Here is a 26,702-nt window from a genome sequence, read left to right on the forward strand (position 1 = left end):
CGCCTTGGGGAGAGGAGTGAGCGGCGGTTCGGTGCGCCGGGTCGCTGCTCGCCCCAGGCCCGTCCCCGGCACTGGGTGCGCCGGGGACGTTTTCGCTGCTGAGCCCTAGCGAACTCCGGGTCCGGTGGGTAGTGTCCTGGCGTATCGGCTTGGTGGGTGGTTCCACGAAGCCGCGGCGTCGACCATTTCGTTGTTGTCGCCGTTTTCACCAGATGAGCGGACTGACCATCCGACTTCCGAGAAGAGCAGAGGTGTGTCGAATATGAGAGTCCTCGTCCGGATCGACGGTAGGAATCATGGACCTGCGAGCAGTTCGGGTTCGCCGCGAGACTGCGCGCTGGCCGTAGCGCGTGGTGTGGCGGCAGTGTTGGCGGTTTTTGCTGCATTTGCCGGATTGGCCTGGGCTGCACTGCTACGCCGGACCGACCATGCCGCCATCGACGGAGATCCGCGCCGTGTAGCGATGGTGTTCGCCGCTTCTTGCTCGGCGTGTGCTGTAGCAACTGGGATCGAGTGGCTGCTTCGACGCCGCAGTGGCGCAATGGATACCGATCCCGTCCAGGGTGTGCGACCACCGAGAGAGGCTTCGTCGCAGCGCCACCGGACTGTGAACTCGAACAGTCGGGCGGCAGGGGAGTTCGACAGACCGGAGCGTCTGGCCGGTGCGACATCGTGACGAGAAAATTCGCCCCCGCACTTCGGATCGAGGTGATCGTCGTCCGCGATCCAGATGGTCCTACCCACATCCAAGTCTTCGTCGACGGTGTTCCGGCTGCAGCAACACAATTTCACATCGACGCAGGAAGGGGATGGACGTGGGGCGACTGGGCCGACACACGAGACTGCGATCTCGCGGTCATCTCATCCGGAGCGCGGGGAGCGCTCGAAGACGCCTACGACGATCCCCCCGGTGGTGACGCCGTCCGCGGCAGGATCGGTGACTGGCTGGACGGCGCTGAAAGATCGGAAAATTAAGCAGCAGAGTGATATCGCGCCGCGTTGTTGGTCGCATAGCGGCACAGAGACCAGTCAGAAATTGATCGACAGACCGACCATCTGTCCCACAGAAACGGGAGTACCCATGCAATCCTCGATCTCGACAACGCGGCCGCCCTCGGTCGACCTCTCACCGCACGCACGAGCTGCCGGCAGTACCGGCTGCAGCTCGAACAGTAAGGCGCACAGCGCCATCGCCAGCGAAGTCCATCGCCGGATGCAACACGGCCTGTCTGAGAGGTACTTTGCTGCTACTCCGAACGCCGCCGACCGCTTCCGACCAACCGTTCCTGACCATGAGCTGACGGACCACGTTTTCGAGGTGGTTTTCGGATTGCGGTGGCGGCAGGTGTTCGACTTGGCGCGCACCCTCGACGTCGAGTCCGATCTGCTGGAAACCGCACCGGAGACGGTCAGCGCCGCGTGGTGGTGCGCACCCGGCTGGCGGAAAGCGACACACGCTGCCCACACGGCGGCCTGCGGCGACAATCGGCGTCACGAACTCACAGCGACCATGAACCTGCTCGGCGTCCTCGGATGCGGGGCTGCCAGAGTCGCTGCCCGCGATGTCGGCCGAGGCTTGGTCGTACGAGATCTGATCGGTTCCGATTTCACTCAAGAGCACTACGACTACCTGACCGGGCCGTGGCGTCGCAACGTCGGCCCGGTCCATCCCGGCGACCGGCCACTAGACCAGTACCCGACGGCCCCGAACTCGCAACGCTTGTGACACCCGGGCGCATATTGCCCGCCCGGTGCGGCCACAGGAGAACGCTCCTGGGGTGCGATTCAGTGGCCGGCTGTCACAGACCTCACCGCGACGCTATCTACCCCGTGCAGGACTGCGTTTGCTATCGCGCTCACTACGAAAGGACTCCCTGATGGACCCACAATCCGGCCGAGACGGCCTCATCCACGACGTAGAGCGCCACCTCGCGGCCGAAGATGGCCGCCGCGAGGCTCGCACTGTTGCGCTTGCATGTGTCGGCTACGTCGTCGGCATGCTCGCGATCTTCAACGGGGCTCTGCCGATCGTGAAGGATCTGGTCACCGTCAGTTTGGTCATCTCCTTGGCCGGCACGTTGCTCGCTGCCTTCTCGGCTCTGACTCTGGCACTACTGCATCGTTGGTCAGACCGTTCGGACCGTAGGCGGCGCGGAAGCTGCGGGCATGCCGACTTGCCGGCGGAGGCGGTTCGATGAGCGCGCGCGGACGACTCCGCATCGCGGTGCCCATCGTGATGGCCGTACTCGCGGTCGGGACGTACACGTTCGGAACGCACGCCGATCCGCTCTCACGACCAGCGGTGGTCGACACCCCAGACCCAGCCGCGGCGAGCACGCCTGTACCCATCGCGCAGCTCCTCGCTCAGCTCGAAACGGTGGACTCGCTCGCAGACGTCGATGGATACGACCGATCCTGCAAGAAGGGCTCAGGGTGCGTGTTCGGCCCGGCGTGGACCGATGACTCGTCCGCCCCTGGATCGCACAACGGCTGTGACACTCGAAACGACGTCCTGGCAACCCAACTGATCGACGTCGAGTTCAAGCCCGGAACCCGCGACTGCAAAGTCGCAGCAGGGATACTCCACGACCCCTACACAGGATCGACGATCGACGACCTCGGGAAGATTCAGATCGATCACGTGTACCCGTTGGCGAGGGCGTGGGACGCAGGGGCGTGGGCCTGGTCGATCGACCAGCGAACCGCCTTCGCCAACGCCGTCGACATCAACTTGCTCGCGGTGGACGGACGTACGAATCAGCAGAAGTCGGACAAGGGAATCGACACCTGGCTGCCACCCAACGCGCCATACCAATGCCGTTACGTCACTTCGTATCTCACCGTGGCCGCGAAATACGACCTCGACATCACCAGCGCCGATGCGCAAACAGCGTCGAGCGTCTGCAGCCAATGACCCAACGTTCGGAGGACGCCATGACCGAAACCGACCCCACCACCGACACAAACGCTGTCCCGCTCCACCCCAACCCATGGATCATCACGACCGCACCTGATCGAAACAGCTACACGATCGAATTGCCCAGCAGGGGGATCTCGTTCGCGATTGACGCCGATCTACGATTCCAGCTCCTCGATGCCCTCCACGACCCGGAAGAGCGATGATGGGCGACGCCACGGCCATCGAATGGACCGACGCAACCTGGAACCCGGTCACCGGCTGCACCGCAGTCTCGTCGGGCTGCGATCATTGCTACGCCCAAACCCTCGCTGAGCGGTTCCGCGGCACACCGGGGCACTACTTCGAGCACGGATTCGACGTCGAGATGCGCCCCGGCAAGCTCGACCAGCCGCTGCGATGGAGCCGGCCACGCCGGATTTTCGTGAATTCGATGAGCGACCTCTTCCATCCAGCAATCCCGGACGACTACATCGCCCGGGTGTTCGCGGTGATCGCGCTCGCCCGCCAGCACACCTTTCAATTGCTTACCAAGAGACCCGCTCGGATGCGGGCACTGCTCCAGTCCGATGCCTTCCGCCGCGCCGTCGACGACGCCATCGCTGGCGTCGTCGCAGCCTTCCGCCCCGCCGATGTCTGGTACCAGAGCTGGCCGCTGCCGAACCTGTGGATCGGCGTCTCGGCCGAAGACCAGAAGACTGCAGACCTTGCGAGTATGGGCGCTGCTGGACACGCCTGCAGCTCTTCGGTTCGTCTCTGCCGAACCGCTCCTCGGACCGATCGACTTCACGCGCCTACGACCCAGCAGAATCGGAGGAGCGCTGACTCGCGACGGGCTCCGTTCGGTCGAAGACTCGAAATGCGGCGGCGAGCGCGAACCAGCGCTTGACTGGGTGATCGTCGGCGGTGAGTCCGGCCGCGGGGCACGGCCTATGCATCCGCGATGGGTACGAGAGATCCGGGACCAGTGCACCGCTGCCGATGTGCCCTTTCTGTTCAAGCAGTGGGGCGAGTGGGCACCAGCGGAGGTGATCGCCAGATTCCGTGACTACCACCACTTCGACGACGGCACCGAAGTTCGACGAGTCGGCCGTAAGGCCGCCGGCCGGATCCTCGACCGACGGGTGTGGGACAGCGTGCCCGACGGAGCCGGACGATGAGTGGATCGCTCGACATCACGGCATCGGACTTCTTCTGCGGTGCCGGCGGATCCACGACCGGAATGATCGCCATCCCCGGGGTGAGGGTATCGGCAGCGTCGAACCACTGGGACAAGGCAATCGAGACGCACCAGTACAACCACCAGCACACCGAGCACATCCTCGCGGACCTCTCTCAGATCACTCCGAAGCTGTTTCCTCGCACGACAATCGGATGGTTCAGCCCCGAATGCACCTGGCACTCGAATGCTCGCGGGGCCAAGCGCCTCGCCGCGCAGATCTCGTTACTGTCCGACGACCTACCGTCCGAGGCCGCCGAGCGATCGAGGGCGACGATGTGGGACGTCGTTCGGTTCACCGAGTATCACCGATACGAATTGGTTTTCGTCGAGAACGTCGTCGAGATCTACTCATGGCCTCTCTACAGGCCATGGATCGCGGCGATGCACGCCCTCGTTTACGAACATCGCCTTATCTGCCTGAATTCGATGCACTCATGGACTTTTGGGACACCAGCGCCGCAGTCCCGCGATCGCCTCTATGTGTGCTTCTGGAAGGCCGGCAACCGGGCACCTGACTTCGAGACCGTGGTCCGTCCGCCGGCAACCTGCTCTCGCTGCGGGCCCGTGCGTGCGTTGCAGGCCTGGAAGAACCCAGGGGTGGCTGTGGGTAAGTACCGTAGCCAGTACTCCTACCGGTGCCCCGCACGTGCGTGTGCGGACACCGTGCTCGAGCCCGACTGGCTCCCTGCCTCGACCATCATCGACTGGACCAAGACCGGCCAGCGGATAGGGGACCGCACTCGTCCGTTGAAGCCGAAAACGATCGCACGAATCCAGGCCGGCATCGACCGGTATTGGGCAGCTCCGCATGCCGAGGACGCGAGAGAAGCCGCGGGCACGCTGTTCGAGTATCGGCAGGCAAGATCACGGCCGTCTGAGGGGCGGGCCCCGGTGTTCGAGCCGTTCGTGTCGGTGCTGCGGGGCCAGTCGAAGAATCATCGAACCTCGGAGGCGCTGTCGACCGTATCCGCGGGCGGCCGCCATCATGCGGTGATCACCCCGTTCATCGCAGAGCTGCGAGGTGGAGGTTCGACTGCGCGATCGGTCAGCGACGCTCTCTGCACCGTGACGGCATCGGGTAACCACCATGGCTTGGTCGTGCCCGCTGCCGCTCACCATCGAAAGTCCACACGCCGACCGATCGCCGTCGAAGACCTGTCCTTCAGAATGCTCGACGTACCGGAACTCAAAGGCGCAATGGGATTTCCGTCCTCGTACGTTCTACGCGGGGGAACCAAGCAACGAGACGTCCGGATGTGCGGTAACGCTGTGACACCGCCGACCTCGCGAGACCTAGTGGGAATTGGTATTCGGAGTCTAGAGGCCGACTGTTCGTGAACACCGCTCACTTTCTGCTTCAGCAGCTTCTTTGTGTCAACCGAACAGCGACGTCCATCCCGAACCGTGTACCTTCTTCATCTCGTTGTCGAAGTCGGTGACGTCCGAGACAGTGAGTACGTGGTGGTCAACCAGCCAACGACTCATCCCTGGATTGAGGCCATCTTCGCTTGCCCATGACAGCTTGTTGATATCGTCGAAATGCTTATCCATGACTCTGTGGAGATTCTTGAATACGCCTGTCTCGCTGATCGAGTAGCTTCCAAGCCACTCTTCTATCTTGCCTTTTCTGACGATTTTGGGATTCGAGAACCCGCCGATAATGAATTCATATTCACGAAAGGTCAACCAGAAAAGAGTGCTTTTGTGCTTGTCGTCGTGTAGCCATTCGCGCAGCGCCCGAGCAATGTGTTCGTTGGATGAAAGCTGTTCGATATGCTCGTTCGGTACGAAAGTCGGGATAAGATCCGAATTCGATGTGTCGGGGCCTGCTTCGGGCGTGTCGACCAGTACAACGTACTCGCGCTGGCGGCGGATGGCGTGGACTGCAAACGCTGGAGGTGGTCCAACCGCTATGCGGTAACGGGCACCAGGTTCTGACAGTGCAAAGCGATTGCCTTTGCGCTCATCGCGGGCGTCTCCTGATTCGCGTGCTTCTCTGGGTAATTGTTCGAGTACTGCGCCGTAGGTGTGGCTACCCAGTCTGTGTTCAGGTTCTGCTGCATCAAGTTTCACCTGCCTGTATGACAAACTGGATGACTTAAGCGGTACGCTCATCGCGACGTATACGGGGTACTCGCTGTGGTTGACCACGTGATATGCGCCCGTCTCCGTGTCCCGGACAACTGCGGGGCACCAGTTGTTGCTCAGTCTTGGGTCGCCCTCGAAATTGTTGAGTATGTATCTTGTGAATGGCGTGTAGATCGATTCGACGTGGAATCCGTGCTGTCCAGTCTCGAGAGGTGGAAGGACATAGGGCGCTTTCAACGGGATCCTCCTTGTTCCGGTTCAGCACTGGGTGACAGATGCGCCACGACCACGGTGATGTTGTCGGCGATTGTGCCGTGGCGTTTGTGCTCAGAAAGGGCCGCACGAACGAGTGCTTCTGCTAGTCGAGCGGGACTGGCATCCGGTGGCTGGGATCCGAGAACCTCACGTATGGCGTCTTCAGGGTCTCGATCAGGTGTGGTGTCCATTTGGGTGTGCGGGCCGGACCAGGCGTTGAGGAAGCCGTCTGTGACCATGATGTAGCGGTCATTGGCTACTGCTGGCTGGTGCCATCGAGACAACTTGTAGGTGTAGCCCGCTGGGGCGTCGGAGAAGAACCCGATTGCGTTGTCCAGGGCAGCGTGCTGATGCAGGGCTGGTGTCATCGCTGTGACGTGAACGGTGTCGTCGGCTGTGTCGGTGTGGGCACGAAACACCTGACTGTCTCCCACGTGCCCGCCGGAGACAGTGAAAGTGGAGGTGTCGAGTGTCAGGACGTCGAGCGTGGAAGGCGCGGCGAGAACCGAGCGTCCGCGGAGTCCTCGAAGTGCTTGATCAGTGGCGGCGAAGACGTCGTCGATAGGCGAGGTGGGCAGAAGGGTTCGTAGTGTCGCGCGTACGGTTCGGGCTGTGAGGACGCCGTCTTCGCCGCCGCCCGCGGCATCGGCAATCGCTGATGTGTGTCCTCGAATCAGGAAAACGTCGTTGTTGTGACGGCGGTCGCCCGCCGAGGTCTCCCCGGCTGCTTGGAGTTTGAGAGGCGCTGCTGCTGCGGGTGCCATTGCCTGCGTGGGTGACTCGTCACCGGCTGGTTGGGGAATAGGTCGTCCGAGTGTGTGGGGCAGGCTTTGTCGCACGGCGGGCGCAGCACGCTCGGTGTGTACCTGTCCGACGGGGATGGTCGGCGGGAAATGTTGCTCGCCGACGTACGTGACGCGATACACCGAAGCCCCCACAATCAGGACCGCGCCGTCGTGTATCTCGAACGGCGGTTGGCCTGCGTACAGGCGATGCCCATCGACGGTGATGGGCGCGCCGGACAACGCTGTCACCCACCACCGACGCGTCTGTGGGTGACGGACGAAGTGCGCACGCTGGCGTCTTGTTTTTCTATCGGTGACGACCGCTGTTTTACCTCGTGCGCGCCCCAACGTCACTGTTTCGCCTCGCAACTCGATGGGTGGAATATCGCTCGTGCCGCGCAGATCATGTAGAAAGACGCGCTGCGTGTTGTCGAGCGACGCCTTGCCGAGGCGGTCGGTGGTGGGCGTGTGCGAGACGGGTCTCAGTTCGACGGTTCGGGCAGCACCGTTTCGTGTGCCGCGTCGAGACGCCAACCACCACAGTCCGCAGCCGGCCAACAGCGCGGTAATGATCGCCATGCCCATCCGCCAATCGATCATCCACAATCCGGCCGCGATGAGAGCACCCACCGCGATGGTCCCGACTCGTCCGATCAGTGGGCAGTGCCGAAGTCGGTCGAGACGTCGCCGCAGCGAACGCTTCGACACGCGTGGCCGTGGAAACCGCCGGCCTGTTGACTTGATGGGCATCGGAACTCCGTTAGCGATTGATGGCGGGTGAGCGCGGCGCGTCCGGATCGTTGTCCGGTGGCAGGTAAGGGGGGTCGTCGGTCGGCACACTGTCGGGGTGCGGTGTTCGCGGCTGGTGCTGCTGTTGAACCAGATGGCCAGCATTGCCGATGACGTCCTGTTGCTGTTGTTGCTTGGGAGGTTTCTTGAAACGCGTGAAGTTACCGACCTGTTGGGCTGCCGGTATCGCGCCGCCTGCGTCTACGTGCAGAGCATCTTGTTTGACGAGTCGTAGCCATCGAATGAGCTGGTCCGCGCTACGTTCAGCTGCTTTCACACGTGCGTCGAAACTGTTGTCCGTCGGCACTACGTGGCGTCTTTCGGGTGCAGGGTCGAGGCATCGACGCAGCAAGTTGTCGAGACCTTCGGGTACAAACGGTGCGAACTTCGAAACCGGGGTGAGAGGCCCACTGCGCAGTCTGCGATATGAGTCCAAGGCCCTTTCGGCACGAGGGTTGCCGTTTTGGAAGTCGTTGAGGGTGATTCCTTGCTGTTCGGCCTCGTACAGATACGGCGGCTTCCCGGTGATCATCTCGTACAGAGTTGCGGCCCAGGCGTAGATGTCGGCGGCAACGAGGTGGGTCGGCCACAGCTGCCCTGCTGAGCCTTGCTCTGGTGGCGAGTAGAAGAGGCTTTGCAACCGCAGCCGTGAGCTGGTGTGTGCGGCCTCATCGAGACTGCGAGAAAGTGCCCAGTCGATGATCTTCGGGGTGCCGTCGTTGTCGATGCAGATGTTGGGGGGCTTCATATCCAGGTACGCGCGAGCCCCCTTCTCTCTTTTCGTCCACGACCAGGCCAGTGCGCTGAGTAGTCGTTCGGCGATCTGCAGTACCAGGGCAAGGTCGAAGCCCCCGGGCTCGTTGCCGTTGATTCGGGCGTCTTGAAATGTATTCAGGGTGTGGGGATATCGTCGGGTGACGATCACCATCTGGTCTTGGTAGATGTCCGAAAAGTAGACGTCTGCGACGGCGTCGTTTATCGACACGCCCAGTGCGGGAACAGCATCGAGTTCGGCGAGGCCTTGGGCCCGATCACGCTTTCGGAGCTTCCAGGAGCGGTCGGGGAGGTAGACCTTGATCACGTATTCGATTCCGTTGTCGGGACTGTCCTCGTCGACGGCGAGTAGAAGAGAACCGCCGTTGACGTGTCGCCAGAACTTTGTGATTCGCCAGTGCCTGTCGAGCGGGTTGTCGACTGTGTCGTCGGGAAACACATTGCCGATCTCGAGTCCGTACTCATCGCGCGGCGAAGCAGCAGGAGGTCTGTGGTTGCTTGCGCGCGGTGCCGGTGCCGGCGCCGGTGGGGGTTGCGGTTGCGGTGTCTGTGGGGGTTGCGGTGTCGGAGTTGGGGTCTCGCCGCTGAGGTCGTCGGGTTGTTGTTCACCTTGCTGTGCGTTGCGCGGGTGTTGTTGTGTGTATGGCTGGGTGGGGGTTGCGCGCGGACGGTGGCGGCGCTCTTTCAGGTGTGCAAACGCGGTCTTGAGATAGTGGTCGGCCAGATCCTTTGCGGCGGCGGAGTCGTCCGACAGTTTGTGCAGCGCTTCACGGGTCTGTGCGACGGCGTGCTTCGCGGCAGCGTCGGCCAGGGTGTGCTCGTGTTCTCGGGTCAGCGAGTCCATCCGGTTGCGGTGCTCGCGTTCGTCGAGGTCACCGGCATGGGCCACAGTGTTCGCCCGGTTGCGGTGCTTGCGGTCGTCCAAGTCGTATTGGGCGTCCGCTTCGCCCTTCGCGCCTTCGATTACTTGGACAGTGGTGCGGGCGCGCAGACGAGCTGCGTCCCGTCGCGCATTTTCCAGGTAGGGAGTGTGAGGGCCGAATAGTTTGAGCAGCAGTGGGGTGAGGTCGACGACAAGTAGCGTGACGATGATGACGATGTAGAACCATCTGTATCCGAGGTCGTCGCCGATGAGTCGGACAAGGGCTCTGTGGCGAGTCACAGCATTGGTGTCGGCGGCGTTGACCGCTTCGTATTTGGCGGCCTTCTCGTCGATTCGAGTCTGGCGGGTGCTCTCCAGCGTACGAACGAGGTCCTGCGCCTCTAGGGCCTTCTGCTGGCTGGTAATTGCAGTCGTGTCGGCTTGGTTGTACACGTATCTTCTGTTGCTTTCCGCGCAGATCTCCCGCGGGTCGCTCGGAAGTAGACAGTTCGCGCTGGGGGGACTGTCGCCGGCGTCAAGCGTGCCTCCAGTCCCCCGACGTTCATCCTGCCAATCAGCCTGGGCAGTCTCCCGGGTGCTATTGGCTATATCTCGAGCGTTTTCGGCGGCTGTGCGCGCATCTTTCGCATCGGCGATTGCTGTGTCGTACTCTGCGCCTATGGATGCTTTGTAGTCGGTGAGGTTGTCGGACTGGATGCTCGGCAGCTCCCGTTCGATTGCGGTGTTGAACATGCCGAGAGCGACCGATTCGGAGATGACGTAACCGACGACGACCGCCATCCCGATGCGTGCGAGGTAGAACCATGCCGAACGCCATGCTCGCCGAAGCCAGTTTTGGGGTCCGACCAATAGGTCGCCGTAGTCGATCGAGGTCATGATCCATCGGTCGACGCAGAATACGAACAGTGCCCACACGGCGGCAAGGACCCAGATGAACCAGTAGTTGAAGCGGTGCCCGACGTTGACTGCCCAGGCACTGGCCAGAACGCCGCCGAAGGCGATGGTAGGCACCAGAATCAGGATCCCGGCTTGGGCGGCAAGTTTGGAGGCGTCGGAATTGTTGTCGATCCACGGGCGGTGGAAGCCGCCGATCCGCAGCAACATTCTGGTGAGCCAACCGCAGTTGTTGTCGACGTCGAACTTCGGCTTCTGACGACCATCGGGCCCAGGGGGGTCCATGCCGTCGTCTTCCTTGGCCGAATTGTCGGGTGGAGGCGCGCCGCCGCTCATCGGATCATCGGGGTCGGCGGAGTCGACGCGTGAGCGGGGACGTCACTGCTCAAGGCGGTTCTCCTCCGAGTGTATTGGGCTAAGAAGTGTCGCACAGGGTCGGCGGTTCGGCGTGGCGAGAACAGCAGGTTCCGGTCAGCGGGCAGCATGGGCACCCGTTCGGTAGAACGTGGCGGTGTTCGTGCCTGATGTGGTGCCGAACGCGATGCGGTCGCCGTCGGCGAGTTCGGTCCATCTGCCGGGGGTTACACGCACTCCGTTGATCCAGGTACCGGTCTTGCTGTTGTCGGCACACCACCACACGCCATCGTTGGAACGCAGGGTGAGGTGATGTCGCGAGATGCTGGTGTCGGCGCTGATGGTGATGTCGCAGTAGGTGCCCCGCCCGACGGTTATCTCGGTACCGACGACGCGGTGCGCTCGACTATCGGGACCGACCAAGGTCGGTCCACGCCCGGGTGAGTCCGGGATGAGAGTTGTTGCCACCTGACTGTCGCTGGGGTGGAGGTCGGTTTGGTCGCCGTAGGCGCGTGTGGGTTCCACTGGGTGGTCGGACATCGGATGCGTGGAGCCACGCAGGGCGTAGTGGCGAGCGCGGACCTTCGGGTTGGAGACGATCTCGACCAGGGGCAGCATTCCGCTCGGAGTGTCCGCGGAGTAGCGGCGCGTGACATCGACGGCTTCGGCGGTGAGATGGGTGATGACGTCGTTGATATCGAAGTGATCGCTGAGGTCGGTGAAGTCGGCGGGATTCAGACCGACGGTAATGCAGTCGGGTAGATACCAGCGCCCGTCGGAGTGACGGAAGACGAGGGTGCAAATGTGTTCGCGGGCGTTGTCGCACAATGCAACTGGATTGCTGCGACCTGGTCGTCGCCATTCCCCGCGCACGAGATGCACAGCGGCGATAGCGACGACGGCGGTCATCACGAACAACACGGTTCCGCCGGTGAAACCGCACACAATCACGAAGATCAGCCACGCTATGCCGAACACGGTGGTTACCGCTCGAGAGTGGGGTGTCCATGCGCGGATCCATTGCAGGACTGCGACGGACGTGGCGCGCAGCTCATCGGAGGCTACGCGGATCAGATCGGTCATCTCCGGGTACTCCATTCGCTGTGACAGGTGGGGACTCTCCTAGGGGAGAACTTAAGGCGCACAGAGGTGGATGAACAGAGTCCGGAAGGTTGGTCAAGTCCAACCCTGAATGGGGTTGACAAGGAGCGAAAGTCGTGGACTAGAACCTCGACAGAGCCCGGGGTCAAGTGAAGTCTGGAATTCGTCACATCTCAAGTGGGTACCCCCAGGTTTCACGATGCGTCAGCCAGTGGGTCAGGGGCCGGACGTAGCGCGCTCAGCGCGCCCGTCAGAGGGCAGCGGCCGGTGACGACAACGAGCCCTCGAAAGGTCAACGCAGGGTGAGCTATGACGTCGTCGGGTGAAAGATCGGGCATCAGGTTCAGTGCCCGGGCAAGTACCATCGCCGACCATGGGTTGGGGCTGTGGTCGGCTCGGCAGTCGTCGCTGGTCCACACCGTGGCGGCGGCGACGTCGGTACGCACGATCCGGCTGCGGGCAGCGGTAGCGCGGAGTGCGTGGAGTACTTCCTCTGGTGTCTGATGACCGTCGGTTGTGGCTATGTCGAAAACGGTCACATCACGGTCTAGTCCAGGACGAACGAGGAAACCAGTAACAATATTCATTCCTGCATCGCACCGAATGAGTAACTGTTATAGCTAGTTGGTGTTGACCCACTTGACAGCCTGCGCGATATACGTTGGCGGACGTGCGTCCGTCCGGGCCGTTCGATTAGTTCAGCACGTACCGTCTGAAATGTAGCAAGTGGACGGTTGTGACCGGATCGTACCGCCCCTGTTGCCGAAACCGGACAGAGAACGGTTTCGGCAACAGCTGATCAGTTCGTATGCCGACGTACGGTCCGGGTACGAACTGCTCCTTCGACGTTATTGAATGCTCGTATTACCTGTGGATCGGCGAATGGTATGAGCTGGGTGAACAACACTCCTGCTGACGATCTATCGTTGTCGGTGTCGGCCCAGTAGTAGGTGTTCGCGCCCCCGGCCCATGCCATGGTTCCGACTGGGCGGCCTGCGGGTGTGACTTGCTCGTTTCGCATGCCGAGCAACGACCACGATGTGTTGATTCCTGGGATCAGGTCGATGTCGTGCGACGTTGCGTAATCAGCGGATTCGATGGTCCCGAAAGATGCTGAGTGGCTTCGTTGTGCGTCGACGAGGGTATCCGGCTGTAGGTACTGCACACCGTTCCAGGCTCCGCCGGCACTGAGCATGCGAAGGAACGTCAGGTAGTCCTGGGGTGTTCCGTACAGCCCGCCGCCGCCTGAGTGGAATTCTGGATCGGTGGGCAGCTCGAATGGTGTGGGTACCAGGCCGTGAGGTGTTTTCGTGTGTACATCCGCCAAGCGAGTGCGATCGGTGATTCCGAACGTTGTGTCGCGCATACCCAATGGGGAGAAGATCGTCTCGTGGAGGTGGGTTGCCAGGTCGTGTCCGGTCAGGCGGGTGATGGCAAGTCCCACCCATTCCAGGCCGGTGCCGTACATGGCGTTGGTGCCTGGGTGGTAGACGAGCGGGGCGTCGACGATCGAGGCGAGTTTGAGTTCGAGGCTCGATGGCACCTTCTTGTCGTGAAGATAGCGCGCGAGATCGGCGTGTAGGAACGAGTAGCCGGTTCCGGCTGTGTGCGAGAGCAGCATTCGTAGTGTGATGGGTCCTCGTGCGCGGACGAGCCGGGGCTGATCCTCGTCGTATCCCTCGAGGACGTACGCCGCGGCGAGTTCGGGCAACAGATCGGTAGTGGGAGTGTCGAGTTCGATGAGACCGCGCTCGACGAGTTGCAGTGCGGCGACGGCGACGATCGGTTTGGTCATCGATGCCAGCCAAGCGATGGTGTCGTCGGTCCATGGGTTTGTGCCATCACGTGTTCCCGCTCCGCCGGAGTACGTGATGCCATCGCGGTCGGCTGTCATGACGTAGAGGCCGGTGACCACTCGGTCGTGCACCGCTGTGGTCAGGATCGTGGAGATGGTGTTGCGCAGGGCTGATTGCCCTGATGGTTCTGGTGTCATGACCAGGTCATGGGGAGTTCGTCCACCCCATAGATGCCGATGGCGTGTTCTCGGAACTTGATGTCTTGCAGGGGTACAGCACGGTGGAGGGTTGGGATGCGCCGGAGCAGGGTGGGGATGGCGATTTGGAGTTCGAGTCGTGCGAGGGGCATGCCCAGGCATTGGTGCGGGCCGTATCCGAAGGTCAGATGTCGGTGCACTGGCCGGCGTAGGTCGAGGCGATCCGGGTCGGTGATCGCTGATGCGTCGCGGTTGGCGAGGTCGCCGGCGATGATGAGGCCGTCGCCGGCGGGGATGGTGATCCCGTTGATGTCGATGTCTTCTGTTGCGACTCGGCGTCGTCCGCCTTGGGGGACGGCGGTGTAGCGGAGGAGTTCTTCGATGGCTCCGGCGATTTCGTCGTGTGTGCGCATCGACAGGAGGGTGTCGCGCTGTTCGGGGTTTTCTGTCAGGGCCAGCGCACTGAGGGAAATGGTGTTGGAAGTGGTGTCGAATCCTCCGAGGAGCATCAGCATCCCGGTCATGGCTGCGTCGTGTTGGGAGATGTCACCGGTGGCGACGTGTTCGTGGGCGAGTTCGGAGAGCATGTCATCGCCGGGGTCTGTGCGTTTGACGGTCAGTAGCTGGTAGATGTAGTCGATCAGGCCTTGGCGGGCGGTTTCGGCGTCCTCTGCGGTGGCGTGGGGATCGATCAGGGATTTGGCGCTCGTTGTGAAGAACTGGTGGTCCGCGTAGGGCACGCCCAGCAGATGGCAGATCACGGTGCACGGCGCGGGTAGCGCGAAAGCTTCGAGGAGGTCGACAGGTCGCGGCCCGGCAAGCATTCGGTCGATGAGGTCGTTGACGAGATCTTCGATCGGAGTGCGCATCGCCTCGATGCGTTTGGCGGAGAACGGTTTGGCCACGAAGTGGCGTTGACGGGTGTGCTCGGGGGCGTCCATGGTCAGAAATCCCAAGCGGTGCATGAATTTACTGGGGGTGGAGTGGGGATAGTTGGGGTGCTCGGGTACGGCGCTGAGGCGTGGGTCGCGCAGCAGTGTCCGTGCTTCGTCGTACCCGCTGATCAGCCAGGGGGTGCTGCCGTCCCAGATCTGCGCGCGTGTGATCGGTGAGTCATTCTGTACTGCACGCAGTTCCGGTGACGGGTCGAAGGGGCACTTGGGGTTTCGGGGGGCGGGGTAGGTGGGCAGGGTGTCTGTGCGCTTCGCGTCGTGCGGTGCGTTGTCGGTCGCGTCCCCTTCTGGGCGGTGCGGGGCGCGCATCACTGGTCTCCGAAGCTGTCGAACAGTTCGTTCGCGGTGTCGAATCGCGGGCCTTTTCGCGGCCCTGGGGCAAACTGTGCGGGCATTGTCACGAAACCGTTGATCTGACCGACCGTGGGGTATCGAACGGCGGCATTGTCGACAAGGCGGTAGCCGGGGAGTCGGTCGAGAACTTGGCCGACGACGACCTCGAAGTCGATTTGCGCGATGTGGCGGCCGATGCATCGGTGCAGTCCGAGTCCGAACGCTGCATGTTTGCGTGTGTCACGGTCGAAGTCGATGGTGAGGGGGTCGGGGAAGACCTTTTCGTCGAGGTTGGCTGCTGCCCAGGAGATCAGGACTCGTTCGCCGGGTTCGACGGTGGCTCCGTCGATCTGTGCCTCTTCGGTGGCTGTTCGTCCGACACAGACAACAGGGGTGAAATAGCGCAGGAGCTCTCCGCATGCTTTCGGTAGGTCGTCCGGGTGATCGATCAGTCGTGCTCGATCATCGGTGTTGCGGTCCAGGTACTCGAACGTCGACGAGAGCAGGGCGGTGGTGGTGTCCATACCGCCGGCGATCATGGCGTTGCAGACGGCGATGATGTCTGCGTCGCTGATGTTCTCACCGCCGATCTCCATCTGGGTCAGGAAGCTGATGAGGTCGTTGCGGGGATGGGCACGGCGGAGGGGAATGGTCTTGATTACTTCGCCGATGAGCATCGCGAAGCCGGTTTCGACCGTCTTGTATTCCGGGGTGTCGGATGGGGTGTAGGCCAGGGCATGCACGGCCTCGGCGTAGATGCGCCAGTTGTCCATCGACAGGCCCACGATGTCGAGGGTGAGCAGAGCCGGCACGGCATTGGCGAGATCCATCACGAGGTCGATCTCGCCTGATTCGATGGCTTGGTCGATGCACCACGTCGTGTAGGCCTCGATCCGTGGGCGGAGCCGTTTTGCAGAGGTGGGAGAAAAGTAGGTGTTCAGTGCTTTTCGCCAGTCCAGATACTCGGGTGGGTCCATTTCCAGTGGTAGGGCACGAAACGTCGACGCGGGGATGATCGTTCCTTGCGGTCGCCCTGGCGTGTTGGGTAGCTCGTGGGCCGAGGAGAACACTTCCGGTCGACGTGCGACTGAGGCGACCTGCTCGTAGCCGCTGACCACGTAGAAGCCACCGTAGTGGGAGCTGTGGGCTACCGGGCACTTTTGGGTCATGGCGGTGTTGACTGCCCACGGGTCTGCTGAGTATTCGGGTGAGTGGTGGTCGAAGTCGATGTTTGGGACGGTGCTGTTCGGCATGACGGGGGCTCCTAGGGGCGTGTGGCGGCCGAGACCGGTTGTGGGAGAAGTTGAAAGCCGGGGTAACCGTCTGCGGTTACTTGCTCGCAGCGGGCGGCGTAATCGGGGAACCCGATGAGGGGCATGAAGACCCTTTTCTTGCCGGGGATGTTCGCCCCGAGGTACCACGAGCCACACGAGGAGAGGAGAGTTCCGGCGGCGACGTCGGTGACGTGTCGACCCCAGTCGTGTTCGGCCTGTGGTGTGGCTTCGATGCTGTGGATGTGATGGTCGGTGAGGTGTTGCAGACAGGTTCTGATCCAGGTTGCGTGTTGATGAATTGCCACCAGCACGTTGGCCAGGACGGACGGGCTACCGGGGCCGGTCATGGTGAACAGGTTGGGAAAGCCGGAGGTGGCCAGGCCCAGGTAGCTGCGGGGGCCCTCCGACCACGCCTGGCGCAGCGTTCGACCGCCGCGGCCGCGGATGTCTATGCGTGTGAGAGCGCCGGTGATGGCGTCGTAGCCGGTGGCGAACACGAGGATGTCCAAGTCGTGCGAACTGTGTGTCGTCCGTAAGGCGGTCGGTGTGATCTCGGTGATCGGGTGGGATGCAATGTCGACGAGGTCGACATTGGGACGGTTGAACGTTTCGTAGTAGCCGTCGCCGAGGCAGATTCGTTTGCATCCCATGACGTGGCGAGGGGTGAGGGTTGCAGAGACTGCAGGATCGGCCACGGTCGAGCGGATCTTGGTGCGGACGAAGTCGGCGACGACCTCGTTTGCCGCAGGGTCGACGAGGAGATCTCCGAAGGAGCGTAGGAGCAGCGGCCCACCCCTGTTCCACAGGTGCTCGAACTGTGCTTCACGCTCTGTCTTCGAGAAATGGAACACCGAGTTCGGGTTGGTAGGAAACCGGGACAATCCGGCTGTGGGAACTGTGTTGTTGCGTGCACGAAATCCCGCGTAGTCGGCCTTGATTGCGGCTTGGAGCTGAGGGTCGAGCGGTTCGTCGCCTGCGGGCAAGGTGTAAGCAGGGGTGCGTTGAAAGACGGTGAGCTGACGAGCGTCTCGGGCGATCAGGGGGATGGCTTGTACCCCAGACGAACCGGTCCCGATCACACCGACTCGTTTGCCTCCGAGTGCCACGTGATGGTGGGGCCACCGTCCGGTGTGCAGGATGTCGCCTGCGAATGAGTCCAGGCCGGGGATCTCGGGCACGTTGGGTTCGGACAGGCAACCTGTCGCGGTGATGACGTACCGGGCGATGATTTCGTGTCCGGTATCGGTCCGGACGGTCCAGGAGGCGGTGGCGTCGGAGTAGACCATTTGTTGTACGCGCGTGTGGAACTCGATGTCGCGTTCGAGGTCGAAGCGATCCATCACGTGCTCGATGTAGCGCATGATTTCAGCTTGGTCGGCGTATCGCCGTGTCCATTCCCAATCTTGTTGCAGCTCATCGGAGAATTGATACGAGTACTCCAGGCTCTCCACATCGCAGCGCGCACCGGGATATCGGTTCCAATACCAGGTGCCGCCGGCATCACCTCCTGCCTCGTACACGCGGACGGTCAGGCCGATCGTGCGTACTTCGTGCAACATCTGCAGTCCTGCGAGCCCCGCACCCACGATCAGAACATCGACATGCTCGTCCATGTCATCGCTCCGTGCTCGTGTTCACGGTCTGCTGATATGGCATCTCCGATGACGGCGCGCGTTCGCTGCGAACTGCCGCGACGCTCGCCGCAGCAATCCAGACAATGACAGCGAACACACTGGCATAGGTGATGAAACCTCCCGCCTTGATGGGGCTCTCGGGTGCCAGGAGCGGAACGCAGCCCAAAATCTGCACCACGACGACGATCGCCGAGAGTGGTTTGAGAAATCCGGGCCATCCTGCGGCGGCGGTGGTGCACAGGGCTGCGGACACGACGATGACAGCGGCCGGGACGGCACTGAACATGAAGCCCAGTACGTAGGCATCGGAAAATGCGTGCAGTAGTGCGTGGGAGTCCGGGTCGGCGGCCCAGCCCGAGAAGATTTGGAACAGACCGAGATAGACCGTGGCGAACCCCACCCACGCCGTGCCGGCCGCCATCATCAGCATCGGCAGCGGACTGTGCGGTACTTCCCGCCGAAACCGCACGTACAGATAGCACAGGAACCACAGGGCGGCCATCAACGCGATGCCTGCGACGAACTGGTAGATGTATCCGCTGGTGGTGTGGGTGGCGTAGAAAGTCACCACCTCGTCCTCCGGTGAGCCGAAAGGCGGGATCGGTGCCAACACGAAGATCGTCGACGCCAACACCAGCAGGCTGATGATCCCACTTGCGGCGTGCACGATGTGGGGGCGGGTGCGATCGGTGTCGCGTTGGGATTGTGGAGTGTCCATTACTGCACCGCCTCGAGGTTGAGTTGTGCTGCGATGTGCAGGGCGAGCGCCGCGGGGCTGGAGTCTTGGCGCATCTGTTTGGGTGTGACCCGAATGTCGAATTCCCGGTTGATCCGGGTGCTGAGTTCGAGCGCCATCAGAGAGTCGAGGCCGTGGTCGCCCAGAGATCGGTCCGGGTCGAGTGCAGCAGCGTCGACGCGCAGAATCTCCGCGGCGTGTGCGGTGAGGATGCTCTCCAAAAATCGTTGCTGCGCTGGGGGTTCGAGATTCTGCAGTTCTGCCAACGAGGTAGATGCGGTCAGGTCGATCCCGCGTTCTGCGCCTCGATCGGCAGGGATGGCCGCGAAGAACGACGAGGTGCGAAGTTTGTCTGCGAGCATCGACTGCCACCCGGGGTCGAGGATCGGGAGGTAACCCGCGCGCGGCCGGTCGTAGCGTAGGAGCGCATCGCACGCGTGGAGGCCCTCGTCGGGGTCGATCATGGCGTTCCCGCGGTCGGCGAACATCGTGCCGCGCCCGTACTCGGCCCACGCTCCCCAGTTGACACTCAGAGCTGGCAAGCCGTGGTCCCGCCGCCACATCGTGAGGCCGTCGAGCAGTGCGTTCGCCGAGGCATAGCATGCCTGACCCGCGAAACCCACGAGTGCCGAGGCCGAGGAGAATCCGAACCACCAGTCGAGTTCACTGTGCGCACACGCCTCGTGCATCTTCAACGCGCCGTGCACCTTCGGTGCCCACACGCGCTCCATCAACGCATCGTCGACCGTGGTGATCGCGGCGTCGTCGACAACTGCTGCTGCATGAATGACCCCTCGCAGCGGCAGTCCGGTGGCGGTGGCAGCACGGACCAGGTCCGTGGCCGTGTCCCCGATCGCGATGTCTCCGCGAACGATCTCGATATCGGTTCCACCCGAACGCAACTCGTCGATGAGTGCCATCGCCTCGACCGAGGGCGCGGATCGGCCGTTCAAGACGACCCGTCCGGCACCGTGTTCGGCGAACCACCGCGCAAGGATGAGGCCGAGACCGCCCAAACCGCCGGTGACCACGTAGGAGCCGTCGGCGCGGATCACCGGTACGTCGTCGGGGCGGATCGCTGCGTGCCCCTCACCGTCCTGTGGAACGGTCAGAACGAGCTTGCCGATGTGATCTCCCGCAGCCAGGGTGCGGAACGCGGTGCTGGCATCGCTGAGCGGATAGGTGGTGTGCGGGGTCGGGGTGAGAGCGCCCGAGGCGAGCAGTTCGTGTACTTCGCGGAGGACATCGCCGAGTTCGTCGTAGGGCAGAACGCCCAAGTCGACACTGTGCAGAGAGATGTTGCGACGGAACGGGAACAGCCCGATCTTGGAGTCGGCGTAGATGTCCTTCTTGCCGAGCTCGACGAATCGGCCGCCGATGCGCAGCAGGTCCAAACCAGCTCGTTGCGCGGCGCCGGTGAGCGAGTTGAGTACAACGTCGACGCCCTCGCCGCCGGTGACGTCTCGGATCTGCTCGGCGAACGCGGTCGATCGAGAATTGAAGACACGTTCGATGCCCATGTCGCGCAGGTACTGCCGCTTGGCGGCGGTACCTGCGGTGGCATAGATGGTTGCGCCGAGGTGTCGAGCAACCGCGATCGCTGCGAGCCCCACTCCGCCGGTCGCCGAGTGGATCAATACCCGCTCACCGGGACGAATCCTGCTCAGCCGATGAAGCCCGTACCACGCAGTGGCGAACACGCTGGGCCGCGCAGCTGCAGCAGCGAACGTGACGTCGTCGGGAAGTCGGTTGACTTTGCATGCGGGGACCACTGCGAAAGACTCGAAGACGCCTGGATGCATTGCGGCCACGCGATCGCCGGGTCGGAATGTGGTGACCGATGATCCGGTGGAGACAACTGTTCCGGCGCAGTCGAATCCGAAGGGCATCGGTGCGCCGTCGACGGTCTTGTACAGACCCATCGCGTTGAGGACGTCGGCGTAGTTCACGCCGAGTGCCTCGACTGCGATCTCGATCTCGTCGGCCGCGGGCGGACGGGCGGTGGTTGCGACCAGTTCGAGGCTGCCGAGGTCGCCGGCGTGTTGGGGAGCGAGCGCGTAGCGATCACGCCCGAAACGAATGGGGCGGTGTCGGCGCTCGTTATCGCGCAGCGGGGCCACTTTCAGCCGCGCCAGGAAGAGTTCGCCGTCGCGTAATGCGATCTCGTCTGCGTCGTCGTCGGCGAGGAGGATCTGGGCCACCAGTGTGGGCTCGGCAGGGGATGACACATCGAGGTGACGGATACCGAGCTCGGGGTGTTCGTGACCGATCACTCGGCACAGGCCGCGTACCGCAGTCTGCTCGAGGTTGCGGCCGTCGCCGGAGCCGACCCTCTGAGCATCATGGGTCACCACCCACAATCGCGGCCGGTGTGTGTCGGTACGTTCGACGAGGACGCGAACGAGCTCGATGAGCTGTCGGATGCGGTCTTGGGCGCGCTGCGCAGTGTCGTGGTCTGCGGTGTTGGTCGGTGGGGCGCAGAGCACCACCACCTGATGCGGAGGATGCGCCGCTAGGTCGGCGTCGAGTGCGTCGGAGTCGGTGTGAAAGGCGCGAATATCGATGTCGTTGCCCAGCGCGGCTGCGAGGTCGACGGTCAGTGGGTCAGTGGTGCTTGCTTCGGTGAGGACGAGCCATCGCCCGGCCTGTGTTTGGGGCGCGGGGAGGTCGGCGCGTTCCCACTCGACGGTGAGGAGTCGTTCGGCCAGTCGCCGGTCTGCGGTGGCCAGCCGCACGCCGGTGGCTTCGGCGACGACGGTGCCGTCCTCGTCGAGCAGTGTTATGCCGCCGATCGCGAGCTGTTCGTCGAGATGGTGCAGTTGAGCAAGGCAGTAGCGAGCGTGGTGGGGGTTGCGGTGTACCCGCAGCGAACCAACTCCGGTGGGGAAGGCGTCGCGGATGAGGGCCGGGTGAGACGCCAAGGTCTGAAGGCAGCCATCCATCAGAACGGGGTGTAGGGAGTACGCGTCGACTTGGCTTCGCGCGGTGGCGGGAAGCGACACTTCAGCGAAGACGGTCTGCGCTGTACCGGTGTCGTCGGACAGGTGCAGCGCGGTCATCGCTGCGAACGCGGCTCCGTGGTGTACGCCAGCCCCGTGGAACTTGGCGTAGGCGTCTTTGGTGTCCAGAGGCGTCGGATGGGAGGCCAACAACTCGGCAACGTCGAGACGCTCGGGTTCGACGGGTGGCCTGATTCGGAGTGTGCCGCTGGCAAGGAGGGTCGATGCATCGCCGTCGTGGCGGGTCAGTGACTCGAACCGAACCGATTCGTGTCCCTCGGGCCGGGTGCGAGAGGACACCACAGTGTTCTCGTGGAGGTGAAGCATCTCGTGGATGACGAGATCGGTTATCTCGACGCTGCCCAGGTCGGCTGCGAAGACCGACTGTGCGGCGACAAGCCCCATCTCGCAGTAGCTCGCACCGGGCAGTGCTGGCTGATCATGGACCTGATGATCGTCGAGGTACTGCAGATCGCGGCCACTCATGGTGGCCTGCCATCGGTGCTCGTCATCGGCGTCTATCGGTGTCATGTGGACGCCGAGCAGCGGATGAGCGTCGACGCTGGCTCCGGGCTTTTTCACGTGCAGGGCCAGGACGCCGAGATCTTCTCCTGCCCAGGTGGGAAGTGGAACGTCGACCAGCTGACCAGAGGGGTATACGCGCTCCCAGTCGACGGTGACGCCGCTGCAGTGCAGGTCCGACAACTGGGGGAGCAGGCCCAGTGACTGGTCTCCGTCGCGGCGCAGCGTTCCGATAGCGGTGGCATCTCGACCGATCGATGTCGCGGTCTCGGTGATGGCGTAGGTCAGGAGTGGATGTGGTGAGAGCTCGACGAAAATTCGGTGCCCGTCCAGCACCGCGGCAGTCACGGCATCTGCGAAACGCACCGGCCGCCTGAGGTTGTCGACCCAGTACCCGGCATCGAAGGCCGCGGGTTTTCTCGGATCTTCGAGCACAGTGCTGTAGACCGGAATCTTCGCGGCGTCGGGGGCGAGGCATTCGAGCTGTAGCGCGACATCGTCGAGAATCGAGTCCACGTGCGGTGAGTGGGATGCATAGTCGACGGCAATGGTTCGCGCATGAAGATCGCGCGCGTCCCACTCGGTGACCAATTGCTTGACCCGGGCGGGGTCTCCCGCAACCACGGTGGAAGTGGGGGACACGATGACCGCGACGGTGACGTCGTCGATTCCGGCGGCCTCGAGCTCAGCGGCGACCTGCAGGTGGGGTAGCTCGATTGTGGCCATCGCGCCGCCGCCGGCGATCCGGGTGACCAATTGGGAACGCCGGCAGATCACCTTGACGCCGTCGTCGAGGGTGAGCGCGCCGGCGACAACGGAAGCCGCGGCTTCGCCGAGCGAGTGGCCGATGACCGCGGCTGGCTCCACGCCACGTGAGCGCCACGCCGCCGCGAGAGCAACTTGCACGGCGAAGATGGTCGGCTGGATCTTCTCGATCCCGGTCACGGTCTCGTCGGCCACGAGTTCACCACGTACCGAAAACCCTGCTTCGCGCGCGATGAGCGGCTCGAGTTCATCGATCATGGCTGCGAACGCCGGTTCGGTGGAGAGCAGTTCGCGCCCCATTCCCGCCCATTGAGACCCTTGCCCGGAGAACACCCACACCGGTGCGCCGCCGTGGCTGCCGATGGCAGCACTGACCACACCCGTCGCGGGTTGCAAGGCTGCAATGCTGCGCAGTTGGTCGGTCAGTTCCTCATGTGAGGCCGCAAGTGCGACAAGACGTTCGGTGCGATGTTCGCGGTGGCGTGCGAGCGTGGTGCCGATGTCGGTGAGCGAAGCGTGAGCGCCGGGGCCCGTCAACCACTGCGCCACGCGGCCGGCTGTCTGTGCCAGGGCCTGGGGTGTGCTGGCCGAGAGCAAGATCGGCTGGGCTGTCGTACTGTCTGCGGGTTCGTCTGCGCTGGGTGCCGTCGCTGCAGCTTCTCCGACAACGACGTGAACGTTGGTTCCGCTGAACCCGTATGACGAGACTGCGGCCAGCCGAGGTGATCCCGGGTTGTCCCATTCTGTCAGCTCGGTCGGAACGTACAAGCGGGTGTCTTCGGAGGATATGTCGGGATTCCATGACGTGAAGTGCAGATTTCCTGGAATCTGCTTGTTGCGCAACGACATCACGGTCTTGATCAGCCCTGCGAGACCCGATACCGACTCGGTGTGCCCGATATTGGTCTTCACCGACCCGAGAGCGCATGGTGTGTCGCCGTTTCCGTAGACGGCAGACAAGGCTTGGAATTCGACCGGATCGCCCGTGGGGGTTCCCGGGCCGTGCGCTTCGACGAACTCGACATCTGACGGGTCTACGCCCGCCACACGGAGTGCACTGCGCTGCACGGCTTCTTGAGCTGAGGCGGATGGGACGACGATGTTGTCGGATCGGCCATCGGAGTTCGCCGCCGACCCACGTATGACCGCCAGGACACGGTCACCGTCGCGCTCGGCGTCGTCGAGGCGTTTGAGGGCGATCACCGCGCACCCTTCGCTGCGTACGAATCCGTCTGCCGCAGCGTCGAATGCCGCGCATCGTCCGTTGGGTGAGAGCATCGACCACTGCGAAAACAGCACGCCGACCTCGGGACCGAGCTGCAGCATGGCCGCGCCGGCCAGGACGAGATCGGTTTCTCCAGAACGCAGGCTCTGGCATCCCAGGTGCACCGACAGCAGCCCCGATGAGCATGCGGTGTCCACCGCAACCGAGGGGCCGTGAAGCCCGAGGAGGTAGGACACGCGACCTGCTCCCACAGAATGGGCATTGCCGGTCATGACGTACGGGTTGTCGACCAACGAATCGTCGAAGGTGCGCAATAGATAGTCGTGGTGGGCGAGACCGAAAAAGACACCGGTCTGCGAGTCTTTGAGTGAGCCCGGAGCGATGCCTGCGTGTTCGAGTGCTTCCCAGGACATTTGGGTCAGTAGACGGTGCTGCGGGTCCATCGCTTCGGCTTCGTATTCGGTGATGCCGAAGGCCGTGGTATCGAAGCCACCGATGTTGTCGAGAAAGCCGCCCCATCGAGAGACGGTGCGACCGAGGACGCCGGGCTGCGCGTCGTAGACGTCGTCGGCGGCCCAGCGTTCGGGCGGGACCTCGCTCACGGCATCGCCGCCACTGGCCAGAAGATTCCACAGTGCGTCGGGGGAATCGACACCGCCGGGGAACCGGCAGCCGATTCCGACAATGGCGATGGGGTCTACGGTGGCTGCGTGTCGGTCGGGGCTGTTGGTAGCGTGCTGCACGGTGAGATCAGACATGGTTGAGCTCGCTTCTGTCCGAGGTGACGGGGGTGACGATCATGGGGAGGCTGTTCGGGCGTGGCATCGCCGCCGCGACGCGGCGCACGGTGTGGCGGGGAGCCGGAATCAGTCGCCACCGTCCGAGGATCGTTGCCAGTGCAATGACCGCTTTGGCCTGGGCGTAGGACTCGCCTATGCACCGGCGATTGCCCTCGCCGAACGGGAGGAAGGCGGTGCGGTCGGGTAGCTGGTCGCGGTCGACGAGCCACCGCTCCGGACGAAAGGAATCCGGGTCGGTGAAGGCGGATCCGTCGCGGTGCAGGTCGATCTGGCTGAACATGATGTCCGCGCCTGCGGGGAGCTCGACCCCGTCGATGACGACATCGGTCTCGGCGCGGCGGAAGAGCATCAGCAGTGAATATCGACGAAGCACTTCGTTCACCACGGCGCGGGTGTAGGTGAGGTCGTCGATGTCGGTGAACTCGGCCGGCCGGCCGTCGAGCACTGTGCGCAACTCGGTACGGAGTGTGCGTTCGACGTCCGGGTGTTGGGCAATCTCATGGAATGCCCACGTCAGCGTCGCTGCGGTTGTTTCCGTGCCCGCCATCATGATCGACACCAGTTCGTCTCGGATGAGGTCTTCGCTCATCGCCTCGCCGGTGTCGGGATCTCGGGCAGCGCGAAGGTGGGAGAGCAGATCTGCGCCGTCTCCGCTCTGGTCGGTGCGCACGACGTGATCGACTGCTCCGCGCAGGCGGTCGGCTGCGCCCATGAATCGCCTGTCGAATCCCGACGCCTTGCACAACCAGGACGGCAGGACTGTGCGGGCGACCATGCCGTAGGTGAAGATCGGTAACGATCGAATAATCTCTTGCACAACGTCTTTGGGTAGGCTTCCGGTGAACATCGATCGCGCGATGGTGGTCAGCGTGAGCTCTACCATTGCTTTTTGCACGATGACTCGCTGTCCGGGAACCCAGGATTCGGCGAGGGCATGGGATTCGGCGGTCATGATCTTGGCGTACGAGGCAATCATCTGCTTGTGGAACAGGGGCTGGATCAAGCGACGCTGCCGCCGGTGTAGCGCGCGGTCAGAGGCCAGTAAACCGTTGCCGCTCAATGGATGTACGGCTTCCCACACCATTCCTTTGCCGAACGAGCGGGCGTCTTTCACGAGGACGTGGTGGGCCAGCCGTGCGGTGGTGAAGAAGTAGATCGGACGCTTGCCGATGAAAATCTGAACCATGTCGCTTTGCGCGCGCAGGTCGGCGAAGAAGTCGAAGGGGTTGCGCATCAGCGGAAATATGTGGCCGAGCATGGGCCACTTACCGGGTGCGACCGGTACCGCTCGGGTGGGCGGGCCGTCGTGCGTTTGCTCAGTTCCGGTGTACGGGCATTGCGATCCAGGCTGCATCGATGAGTCGCTACTGCTCAAGGTGTGTCTCCGACCAAATCAGGCCTGAAGC

General features: G+C 62.9%; 18 protein-coding genes and 1 pseudogene. 7 read left to right on the top strand and 12 right to left on the bottom strand.

The genetic code is table 11. The features are described 5' to 3' along the window. The first annotated feature begins 672 nt into the window (after nt 1-672). The 7 genes and pseudogenes from CH306_RS25675 to CH306_RS25705 all read left to right on the top strand — a co-directional run bounded on the left by CH306_RS25675 (nt 673) and on the right by CH306_RS25705 (nt 5,477). On the top strand, nt 673-975 hold the full coding sequence (locus CH306_RS25675; RefSeq protein ID WP_032364839.1) for a hypothetical protein: 303 nt from the start codon (nt 673-675) through the stop codon (nt 973-975). Between the two features lie 343 nt (nt 976-1,318). Beyond that, complete coding sequence (locus tag CH306_RS25680) at nt 1,319-1,726, top strand: hypothetical protein (RefSeq protein WP_032364840.1); 408 nt, start codon at nt 1,319-1,321, stop codon at nt 1,724-1,726. A 151-nt stretch (nt 1,727-1,877) separates the two neighbouring features. Continuing rightward, nucleotides 1,878-2,198, top strand: a complete 321-nt coding sequence (locus tag CH306_RS25685; RefSeq protein WP_015586223.1) for a hypothetical protein — start codon at nt 1,878-1,880, stop codon at nt 2,196-2,198. Next, entirely contained in the window at nt 2,195-2,914 is a 720-nt protein-coding gene (locus CH306_RS25690; protein ID WP_032364841.1) for an HNH endonuclease family protein, read from the top strand. Before CH306_RS25685 ends, CH306_RS25690 begins: the two co-directional genes overlap by 4 nt. Before the next feature lie 20 nt (nt 2,915-2,934). Then, nucleotides 2,935-3,123 (top strand): hypothetical protein, encoded by a 189-nt coding sequence (locus CH306_RS25695; protein ID WP_139278549.1) that lies wholly within the window; start codon nt 2,935-2,937, stop codon nt 3,121-3,123. Next, nucleotides 3,123-4,077 (top strand): annotated as a pseudogene (locus CH306_RS25700) (DUF5131 family protein). The gene CH306_RS25695 and the pseudogene CH306_RS25700 overlap by 1 nt, the downstream one beginning before the upstream one ends. Beyond that, complete coding sequence (locus CH306_RS25705; RefSeq protein WP_032364842.1) at nt 4,074-5,477, top strand: DNA cytosine methyltransferase; 1,404 nt, start codon at nt 4,074-4,076, stop codon at nt 5,475-5,477. Before CH306_RS25700 ends, CH306_RS25705 begins: the two are co-directional and overlap by 4 nt. Before the next feature lie 36 nt (nt 5,478-5,513). Here CH306_RS25705 and CH306_RS28895 read toward each other — a convergent pair whose 3' ends face one another. The 12 genes from CH306_RS28895 to CH306_RS25760 form a co-directional block, all read right to left on the bottom strand. Beyond that, a complete protein-coding gene (locus tag CH306_RS28895; RefSeq protein ID WP_141214628.1) occupies nt 5,514-6,212 on the bottom strand; it encodes a hypothetical protein in 699 nt (232 codons plus the stop codon). Nucleotides 6,213-6,460: 248 nt separating this feature from the next. Next, nucleotides 6,461-7,975 carry a SpoIIE family protein phosphatase gene (locus tag CH306_RS25715; RefSeq protein WP_032394242.1) on the bottom strand — a complete coding sequence of 505 codons (1,515 nt, stop codon included), beginning with the start codon at nt 7,973-7,975 and terminating at the stop codon, nt 6,461-6,463. Nucleotides 7,976-8,027: 52 nt separating this feature from the next. After that, nucleotides 8,028-10,892 carry a DUF4407 domain-containing protein gene (locus CH306_RS25720; RefSeq protein ID WP_170945382.1) on the bottom strand — a complete coding sequence of 955 codons (2,865 nt, stop codon included), beginning with the start codon at nt 10,890-10,892 and terminating at the stop codon, nt 8,028-8,030. A gap of 186 nt (nt 10,893-11,078) precedes the next feature. Continuing rightward, nucleotides 11,079-12,044: an FHA domain-containing protein gene (locus CH306_RS25725; protein ID WP_032364845.1), complete on the bottom strand. Its 966-nt coding sequence runs from the start codon at nt 12,042-12,044 to the stop codon at nt 11,079-11,081. 212 nt (nt 12,045-12,256) lie between these two features. Further along, entirely contained in the window at nt 12,257-12,601 is a 345-nt protein-coding gene (locus CH306_RS28900) for a hypothetical protein (protein WP_032364846.1), read from the bottom strand. A 260-nt stretch (nt 12,602-12,861) separates the two neighbouring features. Next, nucleotides 12,862-14,055: a serine hydrolase domain-containing protein gene (locus CH306_RS25730; RefSeq protein ID WP_052049303.1), complete on the bottom strand. Its 1,194-nt coding sequence runs from the start codon at nt 14,053-14,055 to the stop codon at nt 12,862-12,864. After that, nucleotides 14,052-15,317 (bottom strand): cytochrome P450, encoded by a 1,266-nt coding sequence (locus CH306_RS25735; RefSeq protein ID WP_080733000.1) that lies wholly within the window; start codon nt 15,315-15,317, stop codon nt 14,052-14,054. Before CH306_RS25735 ends, CH306_RS25730 begins: the two co-directional genes overlap by 4 nt. Then, nucleotides 15,317-16,594, bottom strand: a complete 1,278-nt coding sequence (locus tag CH306_RS25740; protein WP_032364847.1) for a cytochrome P450 — start codon at nt 16,592-16,594, stop codon at nt 15,317-15,319. Before CH306_RS25740 ends, CH306_RS25735 begins: the two co-directional genes overlap by 1 nt. An 11-nt stretch (nt 16,595-16,605) precedes the next feature. Then, nucleotides 16,606-18,228 (bottom strand): flavin-containing monooxygenase, encoded by a 1,623-nt coding sequence (locus CH306_RS25745; protein WP_032364848.1) that lies wholly within the window; start codon nt 18,226-18,228, stop codon nt 16,606-16,608. Nucleotide 18,229: 1 nt separating this feature from the next. Further along, the gene (locus CH306_RS25750; protein WP_052049304.1) at nt 18,230-18,967 is read right to left on the bottom strand and encodes a hypothetical protein; all 738 of its coding nucleotides are present in this window, start codon (nt 18,965-18,967) and stop codon (nt 18,230-18,232) included. Beyond that, nucleotides 18,967-25,254: a type I polyketide synthase gene (locus tag CH306_RS25755; RefSeq protein ID WP_052049305.1), complete on the bottom strand. Its 6,288-nt coding sequence runs from the start codon at nt 25,252-25,254 to the stop codon at nt 18,967-18,969. The genes CH306_RS25750 and CH306_RS25755 overlap by 1 nt, the downstream gene beginning before the upstream one ends. Continuing rightward, a complete protein-coding gene (locus tag CH306_RS25760; protein ID WP_230596631.1) occupies nt 25,247-26,650 on the bottom strand; it encodes a cytochrome P450 in 1,404 nt (467 codons plus the stop codon). The genes CH306_RS25755 and CH306_RS25760 overlap by 8 nt, the downstream gene beginning before the upstream one ends. Between the last annotated feature and the right edge of the window lie 52 nt (nt 26,651-26,702).

The organism is Rhodococcus sp. 15-725-2-2b, assembly GCF_002259075.1.
Lineage (GTDB): Bacteria > Actinomycetota > Actinomycetes > Mycobacteriales > Mycobacteriaceae > Rhodococcoides.

What these genes read in the sequence shown, in the direction of transcription:
- CH306_RS25685 (WP_015586223.1), top strand. Translation starts at nt 1,878, where the DNA reads ATGGACCCACAATCCGGCCGAGACGGCCTCATCCACGACGTAGAGCGC.
- CH306_RS25690 (WP_032364841.1), top strand. Translation starts at nt 2,195, where the DNA reads ATGAGCGCGCGCGGACGACTCCGCATCGCGGTGCCCATCGTGATGGCC.
- CH306_RS25695 (WP_139278549.1), top strand. Translation starts at nt 2,935, where the DNA reads ATGACCGAAACCGACCCCACCACCGACACAAACGCTGTCCCGCTCCAC.
- CH306_RS25705 (WP_032364842.1), top strand. Translation starts at nt 4,074, where the DNA reads ATGAGTGGATCGCTCGACATCACGGCATCGGACTTCTTCTGCGGTGCC.
- CH306_RS25720 (WP_170945382.1), bottom strand. Translation starts at nt 10,892, where the DNA reads ATGGACCCCCCTGGGCCCGATGGTCGTCAGAAGCCGAAGTTCGACGTC.
- CH306_RS25725 (WP_032364845.1), bottom strand. Translation starts at nt 12,044, where the DNA reads ATGACCGATCTGATCCGCGTAGCCTCCGATGAGCTGCGCGCCACGTCC.
- CH306_RS25730 (WP_052049303.1), bottom strand. Translation starts at nt 14,055, where the DNA reads ATGACACCAGAACCATCAGGGCAATCAGCCCTGCGCAACACCATCTCC.
- CH306_RS25735 (WP_080733000.1), bottom strand. Translation starts at nt 15,317, where the DNA reads ATGCGCGCCCCGCACCGCCCAGAAGGGGACGCGACCGACAACGCACCG.
- CH306_RS25740 (WP_032364847.1), bottom strand. Translation starts at nt 16,594, where the DNA reads ATGCCGAACAGCACCGTCCCAAACATCGACTTCGACCACCACTCACCC.
- CH306_RS25745 (WP_032364848.1), bottom strand. Translation starts at nt 18,228, where the DNA reads ATGGACGAGCATGTCGATGTTCTGATCGTGGGTGCGGGGCTCGCAGGA.
- CH306_RS25750 (WP_052049304.1), bottom strand. Translation starts at nt 18,967, where the DNA reads ATGGACACTCCACAATCCCAACGCGACACCGATCGCACCCGCCCCCAC.
- CH306_RS25755 (WP_052049305.1), bottom strand. Translation starts at nt 25,254, where the DNA reads ATGTCTGATCTCACCGTGCAGCACGCTACCAACAGCCCCGACCGACAC.
- CH306_RS25760 (WP_230596631.1), bottom strand. Translation starts at nt 26,650, where the DNA reads ATGCAGCCTGGATCGCAATGCCCGTACACCGGAACTGAGCAAACGCAC.